The organism is Arthrobacter sp. TMT4-20 (genome assembly GCF_054510775.1).
Genome location: NZ_JBTNDW010000005.1, coordinates 44091 through 69638 on the forward strand (window position 1 = coordinate 44091; position 25548 = coordinate 69638).

Annotated in this window: 20 protein-coding genes; 9 read left to right on the forward strand and 11 right to left on the reverse strand. The window is 66.1% G+C overall.

Annotated features, from left to right (window positions below; all coding sequences use genetic code 11):
- Nucleotides 1-4: 4 nt before the first annotated feature.
- Nucleotides 5-1264, reverse strand: coding sequence for a serpin family protein (locus ACX80Z_RS06530; protein WP_459315336.1), 1260 nt, complete (start codon nucleotides 1262-1264; stop codon nucleotides 5-7).
- A gap of 156 nt (nucleotides 1265-1420) precedes the next feature.
- Between ACX80Z_RS06530 and ACX80Z_RS06535 the strand changes: the two genes are divergently transcribed.
- The 3 genes from ACX80Z_RS06535 to ACX80Z_RS06545 all read left to right on the forward strand — a co-directional run bounded on the left by ACX80Z_RS06535 (nucleotide 1421) and on the right by ACX80Z_RS06545 (nucleotide 5772).
- The gene (locus tag ACX80Z_RS06535) at nucleotides 1421-3139 is read left to right on the forward strand and encodes a DUF885 domain-containing protein (protein WP_459315337.1); all 1719 of its coding nucleotides are present in this window, start codon (nucleotides 1421-1423) and stop codon (nucleotides 3137-3139) included.
- A gap of 74 nt (nucleotides 3140-3213) precedes the next feature.
- Nucleotides 3214-3840, forward strand: coding sequence for a Maf family protein (locus ACX80Z_RS06540; protein ID WP_459315338.1), 627 nt, complete (start codon nucleotides 3214-3216; stop codon nucleotides 3838-3840).
- 135 nt (nucleotides 3841-3975) lie between these two features.
- Complete coding sequence (locus tag ACX80Z_RS06545) at nucleotides 3976-5772, forward strand: acetyl/propionyl/methylcrotonyl-CoA carboxylase subunit alpha (RefSeq protein ID WP_116778590.1); 1797 nt, start codon at nucleotides 3976-3978, stop codon at nucleotides 5770-5772.
- A 21-nt stretch (nucleotides 5773-5793) separates the two neighbouring features.
- Here ACX80Z_RS06545 and ACX80Z_RS06550 read toward each other — a convergent pair whose 3' ends face one another.
- The 4 genes from ACX80Z_RS06550 to ACX80Z_RS06565 form a co-directional block, all read right to left on the reverse strand.
- Entirely contained in the window at nucleotides 5794-6381 is a 588-nt protein-coding gene (locus ACX80Z_RS06550; protein ID WP_459315339.1) for a hypothetical protein, read from the reverse strand.
- The gene (locus tag ACX80Z_RS06555) at nucleotides 6378-7691 is read right to left on the reverse strand and encodes a serine/threonine-protein kinase (RefSeq protein WP_459315340.1); all 1314 of its coding nucleotides are present in this window, start codon (nucleotides 7689-7691) and stop codon (nucleotides 6378-6380) included. Before ACX80Z_RS06555 ends, ACX80Z_RS06550 begins: the two co-directional genes overlap by 4 nt.
- Before the next feature lie 127 nt (nucleotides 7692-7818).
- Entirely contained in the window at nucleotides 7819-9231 is a 1413-nt protein-coding gene (locus ACX80Z_RS06560; protein ID WP_024477515.1) for an MFS transporter, read from the reverse strand.
- 180 nt (nucleotides 9232-9411) lie between these two features.
- Nucleotides 9412-10812, reverse strand: a complete 1401-nt coding sequence (locus ACX80Z_RS06565; protein ID WP_024477516.1) for an NAD(P)H-quinone dehydrogenase — start codon at nucleotides 10810-10812, stop codon at nucleotides 9412-9414.
- A 127-nt stretch (nucleotides 10813-10939) separates the two neighbouring features.
- Between ACX80Z_RS06565 and ACX80Z_RS06570 the strand changes: the two genes are divergently transcribed.
- The 3 genes from ACX80Z_RS06570 (at nucleotide 10940) to ACX80Z_RS06580 (ending at nucleotide 13926) form a co-directional block, all read left to right on the forward strand.
- The gene (locus tag ACX80Z_RS06570) at nucleotides 10940-11743 is read left to right on the forward strand and encodes a purine-nucleoside phosphorylase (RefSeq protein ID WP_026041184.1); all 804 of its coding nucleotides are present in this window, start codon (nucleotides 10940-10942) and stop codon (nucleotides 11741-11743) included.
- 26 nt (nucleotides 11744-11769) lie between these two features.
- Nucleotides 11770-13506, forward strand: coding sequence for a phospho-sugar mutase (locus tag ACX80Z_RS06575; RefSeq protein WP_459315341.1), 1737 nt, complete (start codon nucleotides 11770-11772; stop codon nucleotides 13504-13506).
- Between the two features lie 144 nt (nucleotides 13507-13650).
- Nucleotides 13651-13926 carry a hypothetical protein gene (locus ACX80Z_RS06580; RefSeq protein ID WP_019483600.1) on the forward strand — a complete coding sequence of 92 codons (276 nt, stop codon included), beginning with the start codon at nucleotides 13651-13653 and terminating at the stop codon, nucleotides 13924-13926.
- Between the two features lie 107 nt (nucleotides 13927-14033).
- On the opposite strand, the gene ACX80Z_RS06585 is transcribed toward ACX80Z_RS06580, so the two are convergent.
- The 4 genes from ACX80Z_RS06585 to mfd all read right to left on the reverse strand — a co-directional run bounded on the left by ACX80Z_RS06585 (nucleotide 14034) and on the right by mfd (nucleotide 21327).
- A complete protein-coding gene (locus ACX80Z_RS06585) occupies nucleotides 14034-14912 on the reverse strand; it encodes an aldehyde dehydrogenase family protein (RefSeq protein WP_459315342.1) in 879 nt (292 codons plus the stop codon).
- Nucleotides 14909-16408 carry an aldehyde dehydrogenase family protein gene (locus ACX80Z_RS06590; RefSeq protein ID WP_024477521.1) on the reverse strand — a complete coding sequence of 500 codons (1500 nt, stop codon included), beginning with the start codon at nucleotides 16406-16408 and terminating at the stop codon, nucleotides 14909-14911. The genes ACX80Z_RS06585 and ACX80Z_RS06590 overlap by 4 nt, the downstream gene beginning before the upstream one ends.
- A gap of 9 nt (nucleotides 16409-16417) precedes the next feature.
- Nucleotides 16418-17437: a deoxyribose-phosphate aldolase gene (gene deoC / locus ACX80Z_RS06595; protein ID WP_019483603.1), complete on the reverse strand. Its 1020-nt coding sequence runs from the start codon at nucleotides 17435-17437 to the stop codon at nucleotides 16418-16420.
- Nucleotides 17438-17658: 221 nt separating this feature from the next.
- Entirely contained in the window at nucleotides 17659-21327 is a 3669-nt protein-coding gene (gene mfd, locus ACX80Z_RS06600; RefSeq protein ID WP_459315343.1) for a transcription-repair coupling factor, read from the reverse strand.
- Nucleotides 21328-21494: 167 nt separating this feature from the next.
- Between mfd and ACX80Z_RS06605 the strand changes: the two genes are divergently transcribed.
- The 3 genes from ACX80Z_RS06605 to nhaA are packed head-to-tail and all read left to right on the forward strand — an operon-like array spanning nucleotide 21495 to nucleotide 23608.
- A complete protein-coding gene (locus tag ACX80Z_RS06605; protein ID WP_024477523.1) occupies nucleotides 21495-21992 on the forward strand; it encodes a DUF2505 domain-containing protein in 498 nt (165 codons plus the stop codon).
- 18 nt (nucleotides 21993-22010) lie between these two features.
- Nucleotides 22011-22232, forward strand: coding sequence for an SCO4848 family membrane protein (locus tag ACX80Z_RS06610; protein WP_019483606.1), 222 nt, complete (start codon nucleotides 22011-22013; stop codon nucleotides 22230-22232).
- A 20-nt stretch (nucleotides 22233-22252) separates the two neighbouring features.
- Nucleotides 22253-23608 (forward strand): Na+/H+ antiporter NhaA, encoded by a 1356-nt coding sequence (gene nhaA, locus ACX80Z_RS06615; protein ID WP_459315344.1) that lies wholly within the window; start codon nucleotides 22253-22255, stop codon nucleotides 23606-23608.
- A gap of 3 nt (nucleotides 23609-23611) precedes the next feature.
- Here the strand turns inward: nhaA and sufU are convergent, their stop codons facing one another.
- Together sufU and ACX80Z_RS06625 are read right to left on the reverse strand one after the other, a co-directional pair.
- Nucleotides 23612-24064: a Fe-S cluster assembly sulfur transfer protein SufU gene (gene sufU, locus ACX80Z_RS06620; RefSeq protein WP_116778597.1), complete on the reverse strand. Its 453-nt coding sequence runs from the start codon at nucleotides 24062-24064 to the stop codon at nucleotides 23612-23614.
- Nucleotides 24064-25380, reverse strand: a complete 1317-nt coding sequence (locus ACX80Z_RS06625; protein ID WP_459304251.1) for a SufS family cysteine desulfurase — start codon at nucleotides 25378-25380, stop codon at nucleotides 24064-24066. The genes sufU and ACX80Z_RS06625 overlap by 1 nt, the downstream gene beginning before the upstream one ends.
- Nucleotides 25381-25548: the final 168 nt, after the last annotated feature.

Genomic DNA, 25548 nt, shown 5'->3' on the forward strand with positions numbered 1-25548 from the left:
CAGGTTAGCGCGGATCCATCACCGTTCCCAGGAACAGCGGCATACCCGTCTCCCCGTGGATGATCTGGTACTGGAACGGCCGGTCCAGGACGAGTTCGACGTCGGGCATCGACAGCCCCGATTCGGCCATGTCAATCTGGGTGACCGCCGCAGCGATGGTGCCTTTCTCAGCGACGGTGATGTTGGCTTCCTGCGCCGCGCCCGAGACGAAGAGTCCCGGGCTGATCGGCCCGAAGTCGGGGGCGGTGCCCAGGGTTTCGGTGAGCCCCATCCCACGGAGCAGTGCCAGCAGATCCTGGTGGTAGGTGTGATCCCATTTCGGGAGGACCAGCGCAACCTCGACCTGTGCGCCGCTCTCCATCCCCACCCGGACTTCAGCCAGCTGTTTCACGGTCAGCACTGGAGACTCCCCCTCGTCGGGCAGAACCAGCCGCAGGTATAACCCGTCGTTGTACGGCAGGTCCAATGCAGTCCACCCGTCGCCGGAGGCGTAGTTGGCGAGGGCCACCTGACGCATCATGTCGGTCTCGACAACCCCGCCGTCGGTGAGAGTGAAGGGCCCCGGCGTCGTCTCCGCCGGGTCGAAGGGCGTCTGCCACGCCGCCGCCAGATACACGGTGTTGAGCAGGCTGAGCCTGGTGTCGGGATCATAGTCGACCGGCGCCTCCTCGATCCGGCCCCCGGTGTTCTCGTTGATCCAGGAATTAATGGCCTCGGCGGTGGACCTGTCCGAATAATCCACCTGATAGACACCCGATCCGTACTGCACCGCCAGCGTCTCCAGGAACTCCGCACCAACCGGCTGGCCCCGATCGATGAACATCCCGTTAGCAAGATGCAGGAGCGGCGCTGCGGGCGGGTCCTCCTCGTCGACCGACCCTGGATCGCCGTCGTACTGCTCCCATAACCCGAGCAGCGCATTCATTGCCTCGTCCCGGTGTGCGGCCGGGAGGCCGAGCACCTCGTCCATCTCGGCGGCCGTCGTCGTCGCCGCGCCCGCACGCAGCATTGACAGCGCGTAGAGGGCGCTGACGGGGCTGGTGACACTGTTGCCGTTGGGGTTCGCGGCGAGCATGGCGGCTCCGAGCCGGAACGACGAATCGCGCAGGCTGGCGGCAGCCTCCGGGTACGCATCCACCTGCACGACGGCGCGCATGACGTTGTCGGCAACGATCAATTCGGGGCTGGACGAACCACAGGCGCCCAGGGTCAGCGCGGCGGTCGCTATGCACGCGGTAGCAACGATCCTGCGGGGTCCGGCCATGGTGTCCGCCTTCTCGGGTCACGTACGGGTGGCTCTCTCTCCACGGTAGTTCCCCAACCGAATCCCGACCCCGCGGCCCAGAACACAATCCGGTTACAGTCCTTTGATATTGCTCAAAGCAACCACCTGCGCCGGCAAACCGGTTAGGCTCGTGCTGTGAATAATGAGACTCCCGCCACAGCCAGTCACCCGTCCGTGCAGCTTCCCACCCGGACAAAGACAGCCATCGACGCCGTCGCTGACGCCTACACCGAGACCCTGCTGCAGCTTGACCCGGGCTTCGCTACCGAGCTTGGCTTCCCCGGCCACGAAACCGAGTACCGCGATTACTCCCCTGCCGGCCTGGAGGCCTGGGCCGAGGCCACCACGGAGACGCTCGGCCGGCTGACCGATCTGGAACCGGTCGACGACGTCGACCGGGTCACCCTGGACGCCATGCGGGAGCGCCTCGGGCTGGAACTGGAAATCCACGGCACCGGAATGAACCTTGCCGACCTGAACAACCTCGCCTCGCCGGCCCAGGAAATCAGGATGATCTTCGACCTGATGCCCACCGACACCGCCGACCAGTGGGCCCACATCGCCGGCCGTCTGCACAACATCCCCGATGCCCTCGCCGGGTACATCGTCTCCCTGCGGGCCGGCAAGGATCGTGGCCTCGTCGCAGCCGAGCGGCAGATCAGGATTGTGATCGACCAGACCACCAAGTACGCCCAGGATGGCGGCTTCTTTGACGACTTCGTCTCGAACGCGTCCATTGACGACGGCGAGTTGCCGGCGCAGCTACGTCAGGACCTGCTGGCGGGGTCGGCTGCGGCTCGAGCCGCGTACCAGCGGCTGGGCGCTTTCCTGCAGGAGGAACTCCTGCCGGTCGCCCCAGCCAAGGACGCGGTTGGGCGGGAGCACTATGCCCTGATGTCGCGCCGGTTCCTGGGCGCCGTCGTCGACCTCGAGGAGACATACCAGTGGGGAGTCGAAGAGCTGGACCGGGTGATCGCCGAGCAGGAAGCGGTCGCCCACGAGATCAAGCCGGGTGCGTCCATCGAAGAGGCGATGAGAATCCTCGACGAGTCCCCCGAGCTGCAGTTGCAGGGTGCCGATGCCCTGCAGTCATGGATGCAGCAGCTCTCGGATAAGGCGGTCGCCGAGCTGGCGGGAGTCCACTTCGACATTCCCGCCATCATGCGCACCATTGAATGCCGGATCGCGCCCACCCATGAGGGAGTCATCTACTACACGGGACCCAGCGACGACTTCTCCCGACCGGGCCGCATGTGGTGGTCAGTCCCCGAGGGTGAGGACTCCTTCACCACCTGGAAGGAAACCACCACCGTTTACCACGAGGGCGTTCCGGGCCACCACCTGCAGATTGCCACGGCGACCATGCAGCGCGGGCTCCTCAACAACTGGCGACGCAATGCCGTGTGGGTCTCCGGGCACGGTGAGGGCTGGGCACTGTACGCCGAGCGGCTGATGCAGGAGCTGGGATACCTCAACCATCCCGGCGAACGGCTGGGCATGCTCGACGCGCAGCGGATGCGGGCGGCCCGCGTGGTGTTCGACATCGGGGTCCATCTGGAACTGGAGGTTCCCGAGCGCTGGGGCACCGGCACCTGGACCCCCGACAAGGGGTACGAATTCCTCAAACGGAACATCGCCATCAGCGAGGGTTCCCTGGACTTCGAGTTCAACCGGTACCTGGGCTGGCCCGGGCAGGCGCCGTCCTACAAGATCGGGCAGCGGCTGTGGGAGCAGATCCGCGACGAGGTCAAGGAACGCGAAGGCTCAGCGTTTGACCTGCGCAGCTTCCACACCCGTTCCCTGAACCTGGGGTCGGTCGGGCTGGACACGCTGCGCCGGGCTTTGGTCGGCTAGGCGACCCCGGGTCGATCCGGGTTGCCCAACGGAGCGCGGTTGGGGGCGCCGCGCGGAAGTGTCTAGGCTGAACTATGACCTCCCACCTGATTCTCGCTTCAGCGTCCCCCGCCCGCACCAAAGTCCTGACCGACGCCGGGATCAGCCACTCGGTGCTGGTCTCCTCGGTGGACGAGGACGCCGTCGCCGCGCAGTACGGTCCGCTCGATGCGTTCGACACCTCCCTCCTCCTGGCGCGGGCCAAGGCCGAGGCGGTCGCGTCAGCCGACGGTTCCGAGGGTGCGCTGGTGATTGGTTGCGACTCGATCTTCGAGTTCGACGGCGAAGCACACGGCAAACCGTGGGAACCAGAGATTGCCCGCGCCCGGATCCGGCGCATGAGCGGATCCTTTGGTGTCCTGCACACCGGGCACTGGCTCGTTGACACGCGTGACGCGTCCGACGGCGGATCGGGTGCCACCGTGGGCGCCGTCGCCTCTGCGTCGGTGCATTTCGCGCAGCTGACCGACGACGAGATCGACGCCTACGTGGCTACTGGCGAGCCCCTGCAGGTGGCCGGGTCCTTCACCATCGACGGACTGGGTGGAGCGTTCATCACCCGGGTCGACGGCGATCCGCACGCGGTCATCGGGCTCAGCGCCTCAACCCTGCGGGGGCTGCTGGCGTCGGCAAACCTGACGGTGATGGACTTCTGGGTTTAACCGGGTAACCCCGGGACCCTTTGTAGCATCTCTACAAAGAAACCACCCGCCACACGCGCTATCCGCATGGATTATGGGCAAAGACAACAATATGGCGCTAGGCTCCGAACAGATACGAAGGAGCCAGACCACACCATGAGCGAGTCCTTTTCCGCTGCAGTAAACCCCGTTTCCAAGGTCCTGATCGCCAACCGCGGCGAGATTGCCGTGCGCATCATCCGCGCGGCCCGCGATGAGGGCCTGATTTCGGTTGCCGTTTACGCCGACCCTGACCGGGATGCACTGCACGTCCGCCTTGCCGATGAAGCGTATGGCCTGGGTGGCAGCACCGCGGCCGAGTCCTACCTGGTGATGGACCGGATCCTCGAAGCAGCCCAACGCAGCGGCGCTGACGCCATCCACCCCGGCTATGGCTTCCTGTCCGAGAACGCCGACTTCGCCCGGCAGGTGATCGACGCTGGCATCACCTGGATTGGGCCCTCCCCCGACGCCATCTCCCAGCTCGGCGACAAGGTCAAAGCCCGCCACATCGCCGAGAAGGTCGGCGCACCCTTGGTGCCGGGCACCAAGGACCCGGTTGAATCCGTTCGTGAAGTCCAGGATTTCGCCAGCGAGTTTGGGCTCCCCCTGGCGATCAAGGCGGCATTCGGCGGCGGTGGCCGCGGAATCAAGGTGGTCCGCGACGCTGCTGACATTCCCGAAGCCTACGATTCAGCAGTCCGCGAAGCCACCGCAGCCTTCGGCCGCGGCGAGTGCTTCGTCGAACGGTTCCTCGACGCACCCCGCCATGTCGAAACCCAGTGCCTCGCCGACGCCCACGGGAACGTCGTCGTCGTCTCCACCCGCGATTGCTCGCTGCAGCGCCGCAACCAGAAGCTGGTCGAAGAAGCGCCCGCACCGTTCCTGAGCGCGGACCAGAACCGTCGGCTCTACGAGGCGTCCAAGGCCATCCTTCGGGAAGCCGGCTACCAGGGCGCCGGGACGTGCGAGTTCCTGGTGGGCCAGGACGGCACCATCTCCTTCCTTGAGGTCAATACCCGGCTCCAGGTGGAGCACCCCGTCTCCGAGGAAGTCACCGGCATCGACCTGGTCCGGGAGCAGTTCCGGCTCGCCCGCGGCGAAGCCCTCGGCTACGGCGACCCCGAGGTCCGTGGCCACTCCTTCGAGTTCCGCATCAACGGCGAGGACGCGGGCCGGAACTTCATGCCCGCCCCCGGCACAGTCCAGACCCTCACCCTCCCCACCGGGCCCGGCATCCGGGTGGATTCAGGCATCGAGGCCGGTGAGGTGATCGGCGGCAACTTTGACTCCATGCTGGCGAAGCTCATTGTCACCGGGGCCACCCGCACCCAGGCCCTGCAGCGTGCACGGCGCGCCCTCTCGGAGATGCAGGTCACCGGCATGCCGACGGTGCTCCCGTTCCACGCCGCCGTCGTTGCCGACCCAGCCTTCGCACCCTCCGAGGGGCCGTTCACGGTTCACACCCGCTGGATCGAAACCGAATTCGACAACACCATTGCTCCGTGGTCCGCCGGGGAATCAGCCGATCCAGCGTCCGACGACGACGCCCCCCGCCAGCGGATCACCGTCGAGGTGGCTGGCAAACGCCTCGAGGTCGTCCTGCCCGCAGGGCTGGGCGGTACCGGCCGGCAGTCCCCTGCCGGGAAGCCCAAGAAGGCGCTGCGTGCCCGCGGTGGTTCGGCGTCGGCGGCCGACGGCGATGACCTCACCTCCCCCATGCAGGGCACCATCGTGAAGGTGGCTGTGTCCGACGGCGACCTCGTCGCGGAGGGTGACCTGATCGTGGTGCTTGAGGCCATGAAGATGGAGCAACCTTTGACCGCCCACAGGTCCGGCACCCTCTCCGGATTGAGTGCTTCGCCAGGCGACACGGTGGCCGCCGGAGCAGTCATCGCCGCGATCTCCGACTAGCCGCCGCACGCTCGTGCTGGGCTACCCGTCGTCTTCGGGCTGTCCCTGTTCTCGTTCAGCCTCTTTCTCCAGCTTCTCCTGCTCACGCTGTTGTTTTTCAAGCTCCCGCTCAGCCTCCCGCTGCGCCTTGTCATCCTCGCTACCGGCGTCGTCCCCGTTCTCCTCCTCATCGTCGCCACCCGATGGAGGACTCACCGGCGGGACGGGCGTTTCAGCCGGGGTTTCGGGTAAAGGCGACGGCGTGTTTGTGGTGGGCTCCGGAACGGGCGCTGCAGGCGCTGTGGGTGCTGCGGGATTTGCAGGATCCGCTGGTCCAACCTCGGCCGTGATCGCAAGGAGCAACTCATCGATAGTTGACGTGATCTGCGCCGCGCGGTCGGAGCTGACGGTGCCCTGCCCCTGCGCCACGGTGACCGCCTGACTGAGATCGAGGGCCAACTGGGTGGCACCGGCCTGGTCGCCGGCGGCAGCGGCCGTCGCAATGTCACGCACTGAGGCCTGGAAGGCGGCGGCCGTCTCCGACTCCAGTTCGGGAGCGCCGCACCCCGCCAGGAGCAGGGCGACGCCGAGGGACGCGCCTGCTGCCCACTGATATCCTCGCCGGCTCATGGTTGCACCCTTTCGTAGAGTTCCTGGAGCAATTCACCAGTGGTGCCCGGCACCGCCGGTAGCTCTTCGACGGTCTCCTGCCCAGCCAGATTCAGACCCACCACCGCTGCCACGCCGAGGGCAAGCACAGCGATAGCAGCAAACACGCCGATCAGCCATGGGCGCCGTCGGCCCGGTCGACGGCTGGCACCAGCGGGTCGCGCCGCCGTCGGGGCAGCATTCGGGGTCGCCGGCCGGGGCCGGGTCTTAGGCCGGGTCTCAGGCGGGTTCGCAGGCCGGGTCGCGGGCCGGGACGCTGCCTGGTCGGTCCCCGGGGACGCACTAGCCTGCTGCACCTCAGCCGTGGCCGGAGCGGCAGCCATGATCGTGGTCCGCTCGGGCTGGTGTCCTGGCTCGTCGGGCACGGTGAGCTGGAACCGGGTCGCGGCGGGCCCCCCAGTGGTGAGCACCTCGGTGTGGGGCCCCCCAGTGGTAAACACCTCGGTGTGCGGTTCGGGGGTCTGCCACTGGGCGAATTCGGCGGCGACGGCGCCGGCAGTGGGCCGGTCGTCGGGGTGAGCGGCGGTCATCCGGGACAGCAGCGACTGCCAGTTCGGTCCGAGGGCGGCGGGGATCTCCGGCGGCCGGTGCAGCCGAGCCACCGCTGTTTCGAGACTGGTCCCCGGAAACGCGCGCGCACCGGTCAGTGATTCCAGCAGGACCAGCCCGAGGGAGTAGATGTCGGTGGGAGTGCCGATGGCTCCGCCGCGGGCTTGTTCGGGGCTAAGGTAGGCGGCCGTGCCGATGGTCTGTCCGGTGGCCGTCTGCCGCGCGGCATCGTAGAAGCGCGCGATGCCAAAGTCGGTGAGCAGGAAGCCGAAGACCCCGCTATCGGGATCCGTGGTCCGCGTCAGGATGTTGGAAGGCTTGATATCGCGATGCAGGATGCCCTGCTGGTGGATGTATGCCAAGGTCCTCGCCACGTCCCACCCTGCCAGCCGCACCGCATCGGAGGGTAGCGGACCGTCCGCGAGCAACGCGCCCAGATCGGGGCCCTCGATCAGTTCCATCACCAGGTAGGTGGGCCCCGACGAGGTACTGGACGAATCCATATCGAGCACCCGGACCAGTCCCGGGTGGTGGAGCCCCGCCAGGAGCCGGGCCTCGTCCGATCCGCGGGACACGCCGTCGGCTGCAGCGGACCGGAACAGCTTCACCGCCACGTCCCTGCCGAGCCGCATGTCACGGGCCCGGTACACCTCGGCCATCCCGCCGGTGCCGACCACTCTACCCAGGAGATAGCGTCCGTCAGCCAGTGATTGGGTACTCATACTTCCTCCGCTGGATTGATTTCCCGTCCGATTCTACGTGGGAGCCTCCACCCACCCGTCAGGAGCCGCCGACGACGACGGCGCGGCACCCGTGGGTACCGCGCCGTCGTGAAGGGTTGGGAAAGGGTCAGGCGACGTTGTTGTCGTAATCGTGGTCGCGGGTTTCCCGGCTGAGCCACAACGCAATGAACGTCGCTACTGCTGCCGCGCTCAGATACAGACCGACCAGCAGTGTGCTGCCGTCGGCGAGCTGCCAGAGGGCAATAGCAACGAACGACGCCGGAGCAGCACCGATGACACTCGACATGTTGTACGCAACGGCGGAACCGGTGTACCTGACGTTCGCCGGGAACAGCTCCGGCAGGATGGCCGCCATGGGTCCGAAGGTGAGGCCCATCAGGATGAAGCCGATGATGAGCAGCGCCATCGCACCGGTCGTGCCGGCACCGAACAGGGGAACCCAGGTGAAACCAAACAACGCGATCCCGATGGTGGTGGCCATCAGCATCTTCCGGCGGCCGAACTTCTCGGCAAGCGGGCCGGACACCAGGGTGAAGATGCCGAAGAACACCACACCGATTATGAGCATCATCAGGAAGTCTCCCCGTGCAATGCCCAGTCCCGGCACGAAGGCCTCAGCGGCGGCGTCGTCGAACCCGCGACCCGCAGCTTCGGCGGCCGCCCGTGCGTCCTCGACCGAGGCCGGGGTGGTGCCGAAGGTCAGCGTGAAGGCGGTCATCAGGTAGAACAGCACGTAGGTGGCGAACATGATGAAAGTGCCGAGCAGCAGGGCCCGCCACTGGTGCTTGAAGACGCTGGCGAGAGGCAGTTTCACGACCTTGCCCTTGTCCTTGACCTGCTGGAAGGAGTGGCTTTCGATGAGCTTGAGGCGGACATACAGTCCAACGATGACCAGGACCGCGCTGAGCAGGAACGGTACCCGCCAGCCCCAGTCGAGGAACTCCTCGTTGGTGAGGGTGGCGTTGAGGTAGACGAACAGGAGGTTCGCGAGGATGAAGCCGATCGGTGCACCCAGTTGGGGGAATGTGCCGTAGACGGCGCGCTTGTTCTTCGGCGCGTTTTCGGTGGCGAGCAGCGCAGCGCCGCTCCATTCACCACCGAGGGCGAGGCCCTGGAAGAAACGCAGCAGTACCAGCAGCGCCGGCGCGAGAATGATCCAGCCGTCCACCTGGGCGGTCGGCAGGACACCGATGAGGAACGTGGCAATACCCATGGTGAGTAGGGAAGCGACCAGCGTCCCCTTCCGCCCGATCCGGTCGCCGTAGTGACCGAAGATGATCGACCCGAGTGGCCGGGCCACGAAGGCGACGCCGAAGACGGCGAAGGAGCTCAGAATCGCGTTCGCCGGGGTGGCGTCCGGGAAGAAAAGCGCAGGGAAGACCAGCACTGATGCCGTGGCGTAAATGTAGAAGTCATAGAACTCGATGGTGGTGCCGATCAGGCTGGCGAAGATGACGCGGCCCTTGGGGTTTTTCGGCTTTGCTACACCGACGTCCACGGCGGACGGGGTTGTTGACATGTCTGCGGCTTTCTCTCACTAGGGCGCGCGTGGGCGCCTCGAACAGGGTGGGTGAATGCATCTATCAGATCAGCAAGGTCCAGCAGGTGGATAAAATTGTCCAGCATGTGGACAGCGCGACCCAAGGTTGGGTCGCCACGCACCAGCCCAGGCGGATCCGGCGCGTACTTCCGAAAAGTCCTAGAGTCGGACGTGCAGCCGCCGGGCAGCCTCAGAGATGGAGCCGGTCAGCGACGGGTAGACGGTGAAGGTGTTGGCCACATCGTCAACGTGGAGCTTCTTGGTCACCGCGAGCGCCAGCGGAAAAATCAGCTCGGAGGCGCGGGGGCCGACGACGACGCCGCCAATCACCGTTCCGGACCCCTTGCGGGAGATGATTTTCACAAACCCGTCAGTGACGTTCATCATCTTCGCGCGGGCATTGGTGTGCAGCGAAAGCTTGACGACGTCGCCCTGGTAACGGCCGGACTCGACGTCCGCCTCGGAGACGCCAACCGTCGCGATCTCGGGGGCCGTGAAAATGTTGGAAGCAACCTGCTTCAGTTTCAGCGGGGTCACACTGTCCCCCATCAGGTGGGCCATGGCGATCCGGCCCTGCATCGCCGCCACCGAGGCGAGCGCCAGCACGCCTGTGCAGTCCCCCGCCGCGTACACGTTCGGGGCTGAGGTGCGGGAGACGCCGTCGACCTTGATGTGGCCCGACTCGGTGAGCTGGACCCCTGCGTCCTCAAGCCCAATGCCCGCGGTGTTGGGGATTGACCCGACGGCGATCAGACAGTGGCTACCCTCAACGGTCCGGCCGTCGGAGAGCGTAACGACGACGCCGTCGCCCACCCGCTGCACGCCCTGCGCCCGGCATTCCGACAGCACCGTCATGCCGCGGTTGGTGAATACGTTCTCAAGCACCTCGGCGGCGTCGGCGTCCTCTCCGGGGAGTACCCGGTCCCGGCTGGAGATCAGGGTGACCTTCGATCCGAGGCCGTCGTAGGCTGAGGCGAACTCGGCTCCCGTGACCCCCGAGCCAACCACAATGAGATGCTCAGGTACCTCGGTGAGGGTGTAGACCTGGGTCCAGTTGAAGATTCGCTCGCCGTCGGGCTGGGCGGTGGGCAGTTCACGGGGATGCGCACCGACGGAAAGGAGGATGGCGTCGGCTTCGACCACTGTGGCCTCACCGTCGGAGGTGACCTCAAGCCGGTGGTTGTCCAGCAGCTTTCCTTCGCCGATGAGGATCTTCACACCCACCCGCTCCAGTGCGCGGGCGATATCGGCTGACTGCTCGGCAGCAAGTTTCAGGAGCCGCGCGTTGACCTGGCCGAGATCCGCGTAGGCCGCCTCGGTGTTTTCGAAGCGCACCCCCAGTTCATGCGCCGAGGCCACTCGTGCCATGATGTCGGCTGTCGCGATGAGTGTCTTGGAGGGCACGACGTCGGTCAGCACTGCCGCTCCACCGAGCCCGTGTCGTTCGACGATAGTGACGCTGGCGCCGAGGGACGCGGCGACCATTGCCGCCTCATACCCGCCGGGACCGCCGCCCAGGATAGCTATTCGAAGGGCACTGAAATCAAGTTGGCTGGTCACAACTGTCCATTCTGTCCTATCCCCGCCGCTCGCTCAAACGATTCCCGTCCCGGCCACCCGCTCTCGGCGGTGGCCGCGGGCGGGGAACTGAGGGTAAGTTTGATCAGTGATCGAGAACCCCACGTCAATGACGCCGACCGACCCTTTCGACCTGGCCCGCGCTGCGGCCGATTACATCGCCGCGCAGACGGGCGTCGACCGCCACGATATTGCCCTGGTGCTGGGCTCGGGGTGGGGTGAATCAGCCAACCTGATCGGCGAAACCACCCACACCCTCGAGGCCTCGGACATCCCCGGCTTCTCGGCCCCCGCCGTCGAGGGCCACGTCGGGACCGTGCGGTCAGTCCTGACGACGTCGGGCAAACGCGCCCTGGTGGTTGGTTCCCGCACCCACTATTACGAGGGCAAGGGTGTTCGGGCCGTCGTGCACGGGGTGCGCACCGCCGCCGCTACCGGGGCGAAGATCATGGTGCTGACCAACGGGTGTGGCGGGTTGCAGGAGAAGTGGACCCCGGGCACCCCCGTCCTGATCAGCGATCACCTTAACCTCACCGCCACGTCACCACTCGAGGGCGCCACCTTCGTTGACCTGACCGACCTCTACTCCTCGCGGGTCCGAACGATCGCCCGCGAGGTCGATCCGTCCCTCGACGAGGGCGTCTACGCGCAGTTCACCGGACCGCACTATGAGACGCCCGCCGAGGTGCGTTACGCCAGGACGATCGGTGCTGACCTGGTGGGCATGTCGACGGCACTCGAGGCCATCGCCGCCCGCCACGCTGGCATGGAGGTGTTCGGGATTTCCCTGGTCACCAACCTGGCCGCCGGCATCAGCACCGCACCGCTGAGCCACGCCGAAGTGATCGAATCCGGCACGGCGGCCGGACCCCGCATCTCACGCCTGCTGGCTGACATCATCAGCCGGCTCTAGAAGTTGACCGAAGGTATGAAAAAGCTATGACGCACGCCGACCACGAATCACTTCTCGCAGCCGCACGCACCTGGGCGGCCGAGGACCCCGATCCGCACACCACCGCGGAGCTGGAGGCGCTGCTCGCGCAGGTGGCCGACGACGACACCCGTACCGCCGCAACCCAGGACCTGCAGGACCGTTTCAGCGGACCGCTGCTCTTCGGCACTGCGGGACTCCGTGCCGCCCTGGGCGCCGGACCGAACCGGATGAACCGGGTCGTGGTTCGCCGCGCCGCCGCCGGTCTGGCCGCCCACGTGACTGGCAGCGCCGAGGGGGCGTATGTGCCGCGCGCCGTCGTCGGCTTCGATGCCCGCCACAACTCGCGGATCTTCGCCGAGGAAACCGCTGCCATCTTCACCGCCGCGGGCATCCAGACCTTCCTGATGCCCAGCGAACTGCCGACGCCGGTCCTCGCCTACGCGGTCCGCGCCCTGGAGTGTGAGGTGGGGGTGATGGTCACGGCAAGCCACAACCCACCCCAGGACAACGGGTACAAGGTCTACCTGGGAGGCCGCGCCGTCGACGACGCCGGCCGCGGGGCACAGATCGTGGCCCCGCAGGACACCGAGATCGCCGCCCGCATTGCAGCGGTAGGCCAGCTCGGCAGCATCCTGCTGGCGGCCGAGGGCTGGAATGTCCTGCCGGAGAGCATCGCCAAGGACTATGTCACATCGGTGGTTGCACTGGCGGATCGGGAGCGGTTCCCGGACCGGGACCTCTCGATCGTGCTGACCCCGATGCACGGGGTAGGCGGCACCACCGCACAGCAAGTGCTGGCCGCGGCCGGATTCGGGACCGTCCACGTGGTAGCCGAGCAGGCAGACCCGGACCCGGACTTCCCCACCGTTGACTTCCCCAACCCCGAGGAGCCCGGCGCGCTCGACCTTGCCATCGCTGCTGCTCTAGCTCACGACGCCGACCTGGTGCTGGCCAACGACCCGGACGCCGATCGGGTTGCAGTAGCAGCCAAAGATCCGGCGACCGGTGAGTGGCGGATGCTCCGCGGCGATGAGACGGGGGCCCTGCTGGGGCAACACCTCGCCGTGCGCCGGGCGCAGGACACCGGTGAGCATGCTGCGGGGGCCGTCTTCGCCAACTCGATTGTGTCCTCGCGGCTACTCTCCCGCATCGCCGCAACCGCCGGGATCCCCCACACCGAAACCCTGACCGGATTCAAGTGGATTTCCCGGGTCCCGTCGCTCGCCTACGGCTACGAGGAAGCGCTGGGCTACTGCGTGGCACCCGACCTGGTCCGGGACAAGGACGGGATTTCCGCGGCGCTGCTCCTGGCCGAGCTTGCCGCGGCCACCAAGGCCGAGGGCCGGACCCTGTTTGACCTGCTCGATGACCTGGCACTGCTGCACGGGCTGCACGCCAGCGACCAGCTCTCGGTCCGGGTCGGCAGCCTTGGCCTGTTGGACGCCATGATGAACCGGTTGCGGGAAAACCCCCCGCAGGCCTTCGCGGACTCGGCAGTCGACGTCGTGCAGGACCTCCTCACCGGCTACGCCGGGCTTCCGCCGACCGACGGGCTGCTGTACCTGACCCGGGAGGACACCCGGGTGATCATCCGGCCCAGCGGCACCGAGCCGAAGCTGAAGTGCTACCTGGAGGTCATCGAACCGGTGGAGTTGGCCGCCGAGCTCGACGATGCGAAGCTGACCACCCGCGCCCGGCTGGACGCGGTCCTGCGCGATGTGGAGGAGTCCCTGGGGCTCTAACCGCTGGGAACACCACTGCGTGACTGGGCTCCACCGTGGTGAACCGGGGCTATCGGGTACCCGTCTGGGTGCCGCTGCCGCCCTGGGCGCTGAATCCAGTTATGGTTGAGTCAGTATCGTTTTGCACAATTTCGAGGAGACTCCATGTCACACACCACTACGTCCTCCGAGCGGACCGCTCCGCGCAAGCAGCCCACCCACTCGGGCGAAGGCCACCTGGTCAACAACCTCGTGACATTCGCCGTAATGATGGTGTTGTTCCTCGGCGCCGTCGGCTCCCTGGCCTTCTTCGACCAAAACAATGTCTGGGCCTTCGCCGTCTGCCTGACGCTGTTCTTCCTGGCCTTCTGGATCCCCCAGTCCATCCTGGGACGCTCCGATACCGGACCCACCCTCGCCAAGGGCGACCGCAAGGCCTAGCCGGCCAAATACACGGCTTCCACCCATAAAAAAGTGGCGGACCTGCAGACGAGTGGTTGAGCAACCACTCCCCTGCAGGTCCGCCACTTTTTTGTGCGGTGGGACGGCTAGAGCAGACCCTTGGTGTGCCAGACGGTCTTCGTTTCGGTGAAGAACGTGATCCGGTCGATCGAGGGGGCTCCGGCGTCTGGCCCGGTCTCGGGTGGGAGGACCCGTTTCAGGGTTTCGGCCGCGGCGATCTGCAGGTCCACCCAGTCCAGGTTCTCGGCACCGAGCAGGTCCAGGGCGTTGACGTCGGCGTGGGAGGCCAGCCAGGGGGCGATCTCGGCGGGGGAACCGCTGAGGATGTTCACGACGCCGGCGGGCACGTCGGAGGTGGCAAGGACTTCCCCGAGGCTCAGGGCCGCCAGCGGTGCACGCTCGTTGCCCAGCACCACCACGGTGTTCCCGCTGACCAGCACCGGCGCGACGGCGCGGACAAACCCGAGCAGCGAGCCAACGCCCTGCGGTGCGATGACCGCGACGACGCCGGTGGGCTCGGGAGTGGACAGGTTGAAGTACGGGCCCGACACCGGGTTCGCATTACCTGCCACCTGCACGTATTTATCGGCCCAGCCGGCGTACCAGACCCACAGGTCGATGGCTTCGTCGACCTGGGCGGCCGCCGCCGTATCGGAGACCCCTTCGGATGCGGCGATTTCCTCGGCGAACTGCGCCCGGCGCCCGTCCAGGACCTCCGCGATCCGGTACAGCACCTGGCCGCGGTTGTACCCGGAGGTTCCGGCCCAGCCGCTCACGGCAGCGCGGGCGGCGGTGACGGCGTCGCGCGCGTCCTTGCGTGATCCCTTGGCGGCGTTGACCGTGTTCAACATGGGGCCACCCTTCCTGGTTGCTACCTCATACACCCGACCCGATTCGCTGCGGACGAACTTGCCGCCAATGTAAAGCTTGTATGTCTTGGGTACGCCTAGCCGTGCAGCGCTCATTTGGAGCCTCCCAGGGGGGTCTTGTTCATGATGGCTGAGACGACCGATGACTTGGGCCCAGCCGCGGGGGCCAGATAGGCGCCGAGTCCGTGGCGGCCGCCTTCCCTGCCGTACCCGGATTCCTTGTAGCCGCCGAACGGCGACGCGGGGTCGAACTTGTTGAACGTGTTGGCCCAGACCACCCCGGCACGCAACTTGTCGGCGACCGCGAGGACCCGGCTGCCCTTGTCCGACCAGATCCCTGCCGAGAGACCGTACGGGGTGTTGTTGGCCTTCGCAATCGCCTCCGTCGGGGTGCGGAACGTCAGGACCGAGAGCACTGGTCCGAAGATCTCGTCCCGGGCGATGCGGTGGCTGGTGGACACGTTCGTGAAAATCGTGGGCGGGAACCAGAAGCCCTGCTGCGGCAGGTTACTCGCCGGGCTCCACCGGGTGGCGCCCTCCTGCTCGCCGATGTCGGAGAGCTCACGCATCCGGCCCAGCTGGGACGCCGAGTTAATGGCACCAATGTCAGTGTTCTTGTCCAGCGGATCCCCTACCCGCAGGGTGGACAAGCGCTCCTTGAGACGTTCGACGACTTCGTCATGCACCGATTCCTGCACCAGCAGGCGTGATCCGGCGCAGCAGACCTGCCCCTGGTTGAAGAAGATCCCGTTGACGATGCCTTCGATGGCCTGGTCGATCGGGGCGTCATCGAACACGATGTTCGCGCCCTTGCCGCCGAGTTCGAGGGTGAGCTTCTTGCCGGTCCCGGCAGTCGAACGGGCAATGGACCGGCCGACGGCGGTGGACCCCGTGAACGCCACCTTGTTGACGTCCGGATGGTTCACCAGGGCCGAGCCGGTGGCCCCCGCGCCGGTAACAATGTTGACCACGCCTGCCGGCAGGTCGGCTTGCTGCAGGATTTCGGCGAACAGCATGGCAGTCAAGGAGGTGGTCTCGGCGGGTTTGAGGACCACGGTGTTGCCGGCGGCCAGGGCCGGGGCAATCTTCCATGCCAGCATCAGAAGCGGGAAGTTCCACGGGATCACCTGGGCTGCCACACCCAGCGAACGCGGGTTCGGGCCCAGCCCTGCATGGTCGAGCTTGTCGGCCCAGCCCGCATAGTAGAAGAACCACGCGGCCACCAGGGGAACGTCGACGTCGCGGCTTTCCTTGATCGGCTTGCCGTTGTCGAGGGTTTCGGCGACGGCCAGTTCACGGGAACGTTCCTGCACCAGCCGGGCAATACGGAACAGGTACTTGCCCCGGTCCGTGCCGGAGAGTTTCGACCAAGTCTTTTCGTAGGCCCGCCGGGCAGCGGCGACGGCAGTATCGACGTCGGCCTCGCTGGCGCACGAGATGGTGGTGATCTTCTGCTCGGTGGCCGGGGAGATCGTGGTGAAGGACTCACCGTTGCCGGGGACGAACTCACCGTTGATGAACAGGCCGTACTCGCTCTTGAGGTCCAGGATGGAGGTGGACTCCGGGGCCGGTGCGTACTCTAGAAAAGTCATGGGTAGTCCTTAGTCGATCGTGACGTAGGCAGGGCCGGAGTAGCTGCCGCTGGTGAGCTTCTGACGCTGCAGGAGCACGTCATTGAGCAGGCTTGAGGCGCCGAAGCGGAACAGGTCCGGCTCCAGCCATTCCTCTCCAACGGTCTCGGCGACGGTGACCAGGTACTTGATGGCGTCCTTGGACGTGCGGATCCCGCCGGCCGGCTTCACACCGATCTTTTCGCCGGTCAGCCGGTGCCAGTCCCGGACCACTTCAAGCATGGACAGCGTCACCGGGAGGGTCGCCGCGGGGGCCACCTTGCCGGTGGAAGTCTTGATGAAGTCCCCGCCGGCCAGGATGGACAGCCACGAGGCACGCCGGATGTTGTCGTACGTATTCAGCTCACCGGTTTCCAGGATCACCTTCAGATGCGCGTACGAACCATCGGGGCGACGGCAGGCCTCCTTCACCGCAACGATCTCGTCGAAGACCAGACCATACCGGCCCGACAGGAACGCGCCACGGTCAATGACCATGTCGATCTCGTCCGCACCCGCCGCGACAGCGTCCGCGGTGTCCGAGAGCTTCACCGAACGAGACGCGCGCCCGGACGGGAACGCCGTGGCAACAGCAGCCACATTGATACGGCCCGGGGCGTCGGCGTCGTGGGCCCTCCCCAGCGCCTCGACCGCGTACGGCACCATGTCGCCATACACACACACCGCGGCCACCCGCGGGGTGGAGAGATCGCCGGCGTCGGGCACCAACGCCTTCGCGACGAGCGACCTGACTTTGCCAGGGGTGTCTGACCCTTCGAGAGTGGTCAGGTCAATCAGGGAAATGATCTTGTCCAGGGCCCAGGCCTTGGACGTCGTCTTGATTGACCGGGTCCCGAGGGCCGCCGCGCGCGCTTCCAGGCCCACCGCGTCAACGCCGGCAATGCCCTCCAGATAGCGTCGCAGGCTCTTCTCCGTCAGGTCCCCGCCGATCACTTCCAATGCACGTGACGCGGGAGCGATCGCGGTGCTCCCGGTGGCAGTAGTTTCCATCGTTGAGTGTTCTCCGTACTTTGATTCGGTGCCATGGCGGGACGGTTCCCTCAGCGAAGATCGTCCCCGCAGCAGCGCTGCTGACGGCTGGTTTCCAGGGGCTGTGGGACAGGAGGTCATACCCGTATGGTCGCGTCCGACTTTACCACCGCGCCCTGTCCGCGGCGATGCCCGCCAGCCTTGGTCGCCAGCCTTGGCCGCCGGCCTTCCCGCTGGTACGCCTAATCGGTGAAGATCGCGTCCACCACATTCTGGGCCCAGGTGAGGATGTCGGCGTCGGCGAGGTCCCGTCCGCCCACCGGTGAGGATTTGGGTTTCGGAATCAGCGCGGCGTTCAGCGCCGGTTTCAGCGAGGCCCCCGGATACATGCGCTTGAGCCGCATCTCCTTCGATTCCGGCAGGACGGCCGGGGCGAACTTGATGAAGTTTCCCTGCAGCGCCACATCGGTCAGGCCCGCGGCACGCGCCGCCACCCGGAACCGGGCCACCGCAATGAGGTTGACCACCGGGGCGGGCGGCTCCCCGTATCTGTCGCCCAGTTCCTCCACCACCCCGTCGATTGCCTCGTCCGTCACAGCGGAAGCCAGCTTGCGGTAGGCCTCCAGGCGCAGCCGCTCCCCCGGCACGTAGTCGTGGGGCAGGTGGGCGTTGACGGGCAGCTCGATCTTCATCTCGGCCGTCTTCTCTTCGGCTTCACCGCGGAAGTCCGCAACCGCCTCCCCGACCAGCCTGATGTACAGATCGAAGCCAACACCCTGGATGTGGCCGGACTGTTCGCCACCGAGCATGTTGCCAGCACCGCGAATCTCGAGGTCTTTCATGGCCAGCTGCATGCCGGCACCGAGTTCGTTGTGCGACGCGACGGCCTTCAACCGCTCCAGAGCCACCTCGCCGAGCGGCTTCTCCGACGGGTAAAGGAAGTAGGCGTAGGCCCGCTCCCGGCCGCGCCCCACCCTGCCGCGGAGCTGGTGCAACTGGGACAGGCCGTAGTTGTCGGCCCGGTCCACAATCAGCGTGTTCGCGTTGGAGATGTCCAGGCCGGTCTCGATGATGGTGGTGCACACCAGAACGTCGAAGCGTTTCTCCCAGAAGTCGACAATGATTTGTTCCAGGCGGGATTCGCTCATCTGGCCGTGCGCGACGGCGACGCGGGCCTCCGGCACCAGCTCTTTCAGGTGCGCTGCGGTCCGGTCGATTGAGGACACCCGGTTGTGGACGAAGAACACCTGGCCTTCGCGCATCAGCTCACGGCGCACCGCCGCCGACGTCTGCTTGTCGGTGTAGGGACCCACATAGGTGAGTACCGGGTGGCGTTCCTCCGGCGGGGTGGCGAGGGTGGATGTTTCCCGGATGCCGGTCAGCGACATTTCGAGCGTCCTGGGGATCGGCGTCGCACTCATGGCGAGGACGTCCACGTTGGTGCGCATTTTCTTCAGCGCTTCCTTGTGCTCCACGCCAAAGCGCTGCTCCTCGTCAACGATCACCAGGCCCAGGTCCTTGAACCGCACCTGGTCCGAAAGCAGCCGGTGGGTGCCGATGACGACGTCGACGGCACCCGTGCCGATCCCCTCAACCGTTTCCCTGGATTCCTTGGCACTCTGAAACCGGGACAGGGGTTTGACCCGCACCGGGAAGCCTGAGAACCGTTCGGAGAAGGTTTCATTGTGCTGCTGCACCAGCAGCGTGGTGGGCACCAGGACCGCCACCTGCTTGCCGTCCTGGACGGCTTTGAACGCAGCCCGCACGGCGATCTCGGTTTTCCCGTAGCCGACGTCGCCCGAGACCAGACGGTCCATCGGCACTTCGCGTTCCATGTCGGCCTTGACCTCGTTGATGGTGGTCAGCTGGTCCGGGGTTTCGATGTACGGGAAGGCTTCTTCAAGCTCGCGCTGCCACGGGGTGTCGGTGGAAAAGGCGAAGCCGCGCGATGCCATCCGCGCCGAGTACAGCCGGATCAGCTCCCCGGCGATCTCCTTGACCGCCTTCCGGGCCTTGGACTTGGTGCTGGCCCAGTCGGAGCCACCCATCTTGCTGAGCGCCGGGGCGTCGCCGCCCACGTACCGGGTCACCTGGTCCAGCTGGTCGGTGGGGACAAACAGCCGGTCCCCGGGGGCACCACGTTTGGACGGCGCGTATTCGAGCAGCAGGTACTCGCGGATGGTCTTCGTGGGGCCGGCGCCGGTGGCGCGCTGCAGGAGTTCAACGAATCGGGCGACGCCGTGCTGTTCGTGCACCACGTAGTCGCCCTCGCGCAGCTGCAGGGGGTCGACGGCGTTGCGGCGTTTCGACGGCATCTTGCGCATGTCACGGGTGCCGGAGGCGGTGGTCCTGCCCAACAGGTCCGCCTCAGTCAGCAGTCCGAGCTTGAGCGAGTCCAGCACGAAGCCGCGGCCGGCGGAGGCTGTGGTGATCTCGATGATGCCTGGCTGCGGCGGCGAATCGAGCGAGTCCACCCGGGCCGCCGGGATGTCATGGTCATGGAACAGTTCGGCCAGCCGTGCGGCGGGACCGGGGCCCTCGGTGGCGACCACCACCCGCCACTGGTCTCTGACCCGTTTGCCGAGGAAGTCCATCATTTCCGCCACATCGCCCTGGTAGCCGCGTGGCTCGCGTGCGTGCACGGTGAACGTGTCAATTTCGGGCAACAGCTCCTGCAGCGAATCGTCGGAACCGAAGGATGTGATGGACCACCAGGCGACGGCGTTGGCCAGGGCCGCCGACCGGGTGTCGGTCAGCGACCTGAAGCTGGCGGTCTGGAGGTCGGCCCCCAGGGTGCCGCCCAGGTCCAGCGGCGCGGCGCCGCCGTCGGACGCTGTTGCCCAGGCCGCCTCAAGGAACTCCTCATTGGTCGCAGCGAGGTCGTGGGCGCGGGTGCGCACCTTTTCCGGTTCGATCACGACGGCGATCGACCCGGCCGGGAGTTCGCCCACCAGCGGCACCATTGAGTCCACCAGGACCGGTGCCAGGGATTCCATCCCTTCGACGGCAATTCCGCCGGCAATCTTTTCCAGCATGGCTGCCGCCGCCGGCAGATCGGGCTTCAGGAGGGCGGCCCGGGACATCACCGATGGGGTGATGAGGATTTCGCGGCAGGGCGGCGCGAACAACGCGGCCGGGCTGCCGTCTTCCTCCCGCACCAGTGACCGCTGGTCGGCGACGGCGAACCAGCGCATCGCCTCCACCTCGTCGCCGAAGAACTCGACCCGGATGGGGTGGTCCTCGGTGGGCGGGAACACATCGATGATGCCGCCGCGGACGGCGAACTCGCCGCGGTGGGTGACCATGTCCACCCGGGCATAGGCTGCGTCGGAGAGCGCCCTGACCACGTCGGTGAACGCCGCGTCCTGCCCGACGGTCAGGGTGACGGGCAACAGTTCACCGAGACCAGCGACCAGTGGCTGCACCACAGCCCGGATGGGAGCGACCATGATTCGTACGGGTTGACCCTCGGGATGGGCGAGGCGGCGCAGCACCGAGAGTCGACGACCAACGGTGTCGGAGCGGGGTGACAACCGTTCATGCGGCAGGGTTTCCCAACTGGGGAACTCCTCAATGCCCGACGCCGGCAGGTAGCTCCTGAGCGCGGCCGCCAGGTCCTCCGCTTCCCGGCCGGTCGCTGTCACTGCCAGGACCACTGGTGACCGGGCGTCGTCGCCGGCTGGCCTGGAGTCAACCGACGCCTCGAGTCCGTCCACCATCTCGGCGAGGAGCGCAGCCCGCAGCCCGGCGGGCGCACCGATCTGCAGGTCGGTGTTTCGCTCGCTGCTGCCGTGTGATGCGTTCATCCGCACCCGGGCGAAGGACGTGTCCTCGATCAGTGCGGCGCGCAGTCCGTTCAGGCTCAAAGGTTCTCCTACAGGATCCGTCAGTTCCAGCAAATATTCGGTCATAAAGTTTCAGGTGCTGGGGACTCCCAGGTCGGTCCTACCCAGCACAAAAGCCCGAAATTCTGTCGAATTCCGGGGATACCCCAAGCCTACCCTGCGGGCCGACCGTGGCGCCCGATCAGGCCTTAGGATGGGTGGGACGCAAAACGCCTTTCAACTTCGGAGGATCCTTGGCACTGAACGCCTCAACCACCCTGCCCTACGACGCTGCCACAGTGACCGGAGTCTTCACCGACGAGGCCTTCCTGAAGCATGTCAGCGAGCACGTCGGCGGCACCCTGAAATCAGTGACGGTCGACGGTGACACAGCGGCTGCCTTCACCCTGACCGCTGTCCGCACCCTCCCCACGAAGCGGCTCCCGGAGATGGCGCGTAAGTTTGTCGGCGACAGCCTTACCGTCACGCAGACCGAACAGTGGGCAGCGCCCCTGCCCGATGGGTCACGTGTTGCCAAGATCACCATGACCGTCGCCGGCGTTCCGCTCACCGTCGACGCCGAGCAGCGCCTCGTCGCCGTCGACGCGGCCACCCGGGTGGAGCTGACCGGCACCGTGAGCTCTTCCATTCCATTCATGGGAGCGAAGATCGCCTCGGCGGCAGAGCCGATGATCGGTAAAGCCCTTAACCTTCAGGCCTCCGAAGCCAGCAAATGGCTTGAACGCCGCTAGGCAGAGAAGGAAAAACCCGTGTCACTCCCCACCCCTTTAGCCCTGATTCTCATTCTTAGCGGCGTCTGGACCTTGATCGTCTGGCCACCCTTCCTCCGGCGAATCTTCAAGGACCCCCGTTCGAAAGACGAGCGGGGAGCCCCGACCCGTTTCCTCAAGGTCCATTTCATGCTGATCAGCACCTCAATGATCCTGGGCCTTGCCACCCTGGTGATCGGCATCCGCACCCTGGTTAGCTAAGCAGTTGGATAGGTCGAAAAGTGAGCAATAACCAGGAACCTCACCCCCCCAAACAGGTCCTCGGGCGGTCGAGCTATCCCGAGTACCAGCGCATCAGTGAGATTCTCCGCAAGGAAACCGTTGGCGGCATCCTGTTGCTCATTGCAGCAGTCGTGGCACTGGTCTGGGCCAACTCCCCAGCATCAGCCAGCTACTTCGCAATCCGGGACTTCGAGTTCGGCTATGAGCCGTGGCACCTTCGGCTGAGCGTTGGCGCGTGGGCCGCAGACGGTCTACTCGCGATCTTCTTCTTTCTGGTGGGTCTCGAGCTTAAGCGCGAGTTCGTCGCGGGAGACCTCAGAAAGTTCAGCCGGGCCGTGGTTCCGGTGACCGCCGCTGCCGGCGGCGTCCTGGTACCGGCCCTCTTCTACGTGGCGATCAACCTGTCCTCCCCCGAGTCGCTCAGGGGGTGGGCTATCCCCACGGCCACCGATATTGCGTTCGCCCTGGCGGTGCTGGCGGTAATCAGTTCCCACCTCCCCAGTGCGTTGCGGGTCTTTCTGCTTACCCTCGCCGTGGTCGATGACCTGATGGCGATCGGGATTATTGCGTTCTTCTACTCGGACGACGTGGAGTTCACCTACCTGCTGTTCATGCTGGTCCCGCTGGCCCTGTTCGGTTTCCTGGCCCAGAAGAACCCCAAGTATTTCGGCCGACACACCCCCGCCGCCTGGCTGATCCTCCTGCCGATCGGTGTGGCAACGTGGATCCTGATGCATGCCTCCGGAGTCCATGCGACCGTTGCCGGCGTCCTGCTGGGGTTCCTGGTTCCAGTGCTGCGTAAGACCAAGGACGGCACCATCAAACTGCCGCGCCCCAACAAACCTGGGCTCGCGGAGATTTTTGAACACCGGTTCCGTCCACTGTCCACCGGCTTTGCGGTGCCCGTATTCGCTTTCTTCTCTGCCGGAGTCGCCGTCGGAGGGCCCGAAGGGTTGATGTCAGCGATCGGGGACACGGTGACGCTGGGGATCGTTGCCGGGCTGGTGCTGGGTAAACCGGTCGGCATCCTGTTGACCACGTTCGCCCTGACCAAAACCACCCGGGCGAACCTCGACCCCGACCTGCGGTGGATTGACCTGCTCGGCGTCGGGTTGCTCGCTGGGGTGGGCTTCACGGTGTCGCTCCTGGTCAACGACCTGAGCTTCGAGCAGGGATCAGAGCACAACGACCACGCGAAGGTGGCCATCCTGGGCGCCTCGGTGATTGCTGCGCTGGCCGCCTCGGTGATCCTTCGCAGCCGGAACAAACACTACCGCCGGGTCGTGGAAGCCGAACAAATCGACGCCAACGACGACGGCGTCCCCGACCTGTTCGAGGACCGGAACCGCCAGTAGCTGTTACCGGTTCGCGGCGAGCAGCGCTTCTTCGAGCGCCACCCAGGCCAGCATCGCGCACTTGACGCGGGCCGGATAGCGGGAGACTCCGGCGAGGGCTGCCGCGTCCCCGAGCACTTCCTCGTTGGGTGTGACCCGTCCGCGCGAGCGCATGACGGTCCTGAACTCGTCCACCAGATCCATCACCTCGTCGCGGCCCAGACCCTGCATCAAATCGGTCATGACCGAGGCCGAGGACATGGAGATGGCGCAGCCGGCGCCGTCCCAACTGACGCTGGTCAGCACACCGTCCGCGAGGATGGCTCGCAGGGTAATCTCATCTCCGCATACCGGGTTCAGCTGGTGGGACTCTCCGAGGGTCCCGACGCCGTCGTGCTCCAACAGCCCGGCACCGTGCCGCTCCTTGGCATGATCAAGGATGATCTGTTGATAGAGCTGCTGCAGGTCATCGGACATTATTTGACTCCAAAGAACGGGCGCACACCGGCGACGGCTGCCAGGAAGGCATCCACTTCATCGCTGGTGTTGTAAAGGTAGGTGCTGGCGCGGGTGGTCGCGGTCAGGCCGAGCCGACGGTGCAACGGCTGGGCGCAGTGGTGCCCCACCCGCACGGCGATGCCCTGATGATCCAGGTACTGGCCGACGTCGTGGGCGTGGACGCCGTCGACGTCGAACGCCGCCAACCCAATCCGTTGCACACCCGCGGCCGGTCCGAGGACCCTGATCCCGGGCAGCTGGCTCAGTCCGTCGACCAGTTGTTTGCCGAGTGTCTCTTCCCATTGTTGGATGCGCTGCATGCCAGTTTCGGTAAGGTAGTTCGCTGCCGCCGCCAGGGCGATGGCCTGGGAGATCCGCTGGGTGCCGGCTTCGAACCGTGCAGGTGCGGGAAGGTATTCGGCCCGTTCCATGGTGACCGTGGTGATCATGGATCCCCCGGTCAGGAAGGGCGGCATCGCGTTGAGCAGTTCGGCTCGCCCGTAGAGGGCGCCGATCCCGGTGGGACCCAGCATCTTGTGCCCGGAGAAGGCCATGAAATCGATGTCGAGCGCGTGCACGTCGACCGGCAGGTGCGGCACCGACTGGCACGCGTCGAGGACGGTCAGCGCCCCATGCTGCTGCGCCAGGGCCACCAGCTCCGCGACGGGGTTGATGGTGCCCAGCACGTTGGAGGCGTGGGTGAAGGCGACGATTGCGGTGGCCTGGTTGATGATGGTCGCCGCCTCGTCCAGGCGAAGCGCGCCGTCGTCGTCAACCGGGATGTACCGGAGCGTGGCACCGGTGCGGGCTGCCAACTCCTGCCACGGAATGAGGTTGGCGTGATGCTCCATCTCGGTGACAACAATTTCGTCGCCTGGACCGATGACGAAGCGCGCGGCCGCGGATCCGCCGCGGCCTGCCGAGGCGTTCGAGAACGAGTAGGCCACCAGGTTGATGGCCTCCGTGGCGTTGGAGGTCCAGACGATCTCGTCCACCGCCGCGCCAACGAAAGCGGCGATGGTGTCACGGGCAGCCTCGAAGGCGTCGGTGGCGTCAACTGCGAGGGAGTGGGCTCCCCTGTGGACCGCCGCATTGCGCTGCTCGTAGAATTCCTGCTCAGCCTCGAGCACGGTGATCGGGTTTTGCGAGGTCGCACCCGTATCCAGGTAGATCAGTGGCCGTGAATTGACCTGGGTGTCCAGAATGGGGAAATCGTTGCGGATCCGCCTCACCTCGGTGTCGGTCAACGGCCCCTCAACCAGCTGGAGCGACGAGGGGATAGCAACGGGATTCACAATCAGACTCCTTACAGGTCAGCGCGGTACCTCTGCTGCTGGGTAGGGCGACCACTCAGCCGTCCCACCCAACAAGACCATTAGGACATACGGCTGTACGGTAATTCTCTCACGGCTAGTGGTCGGGTTGGCCGCTCAGCAAACCACCTGGACTGCCCACCGGTCGGA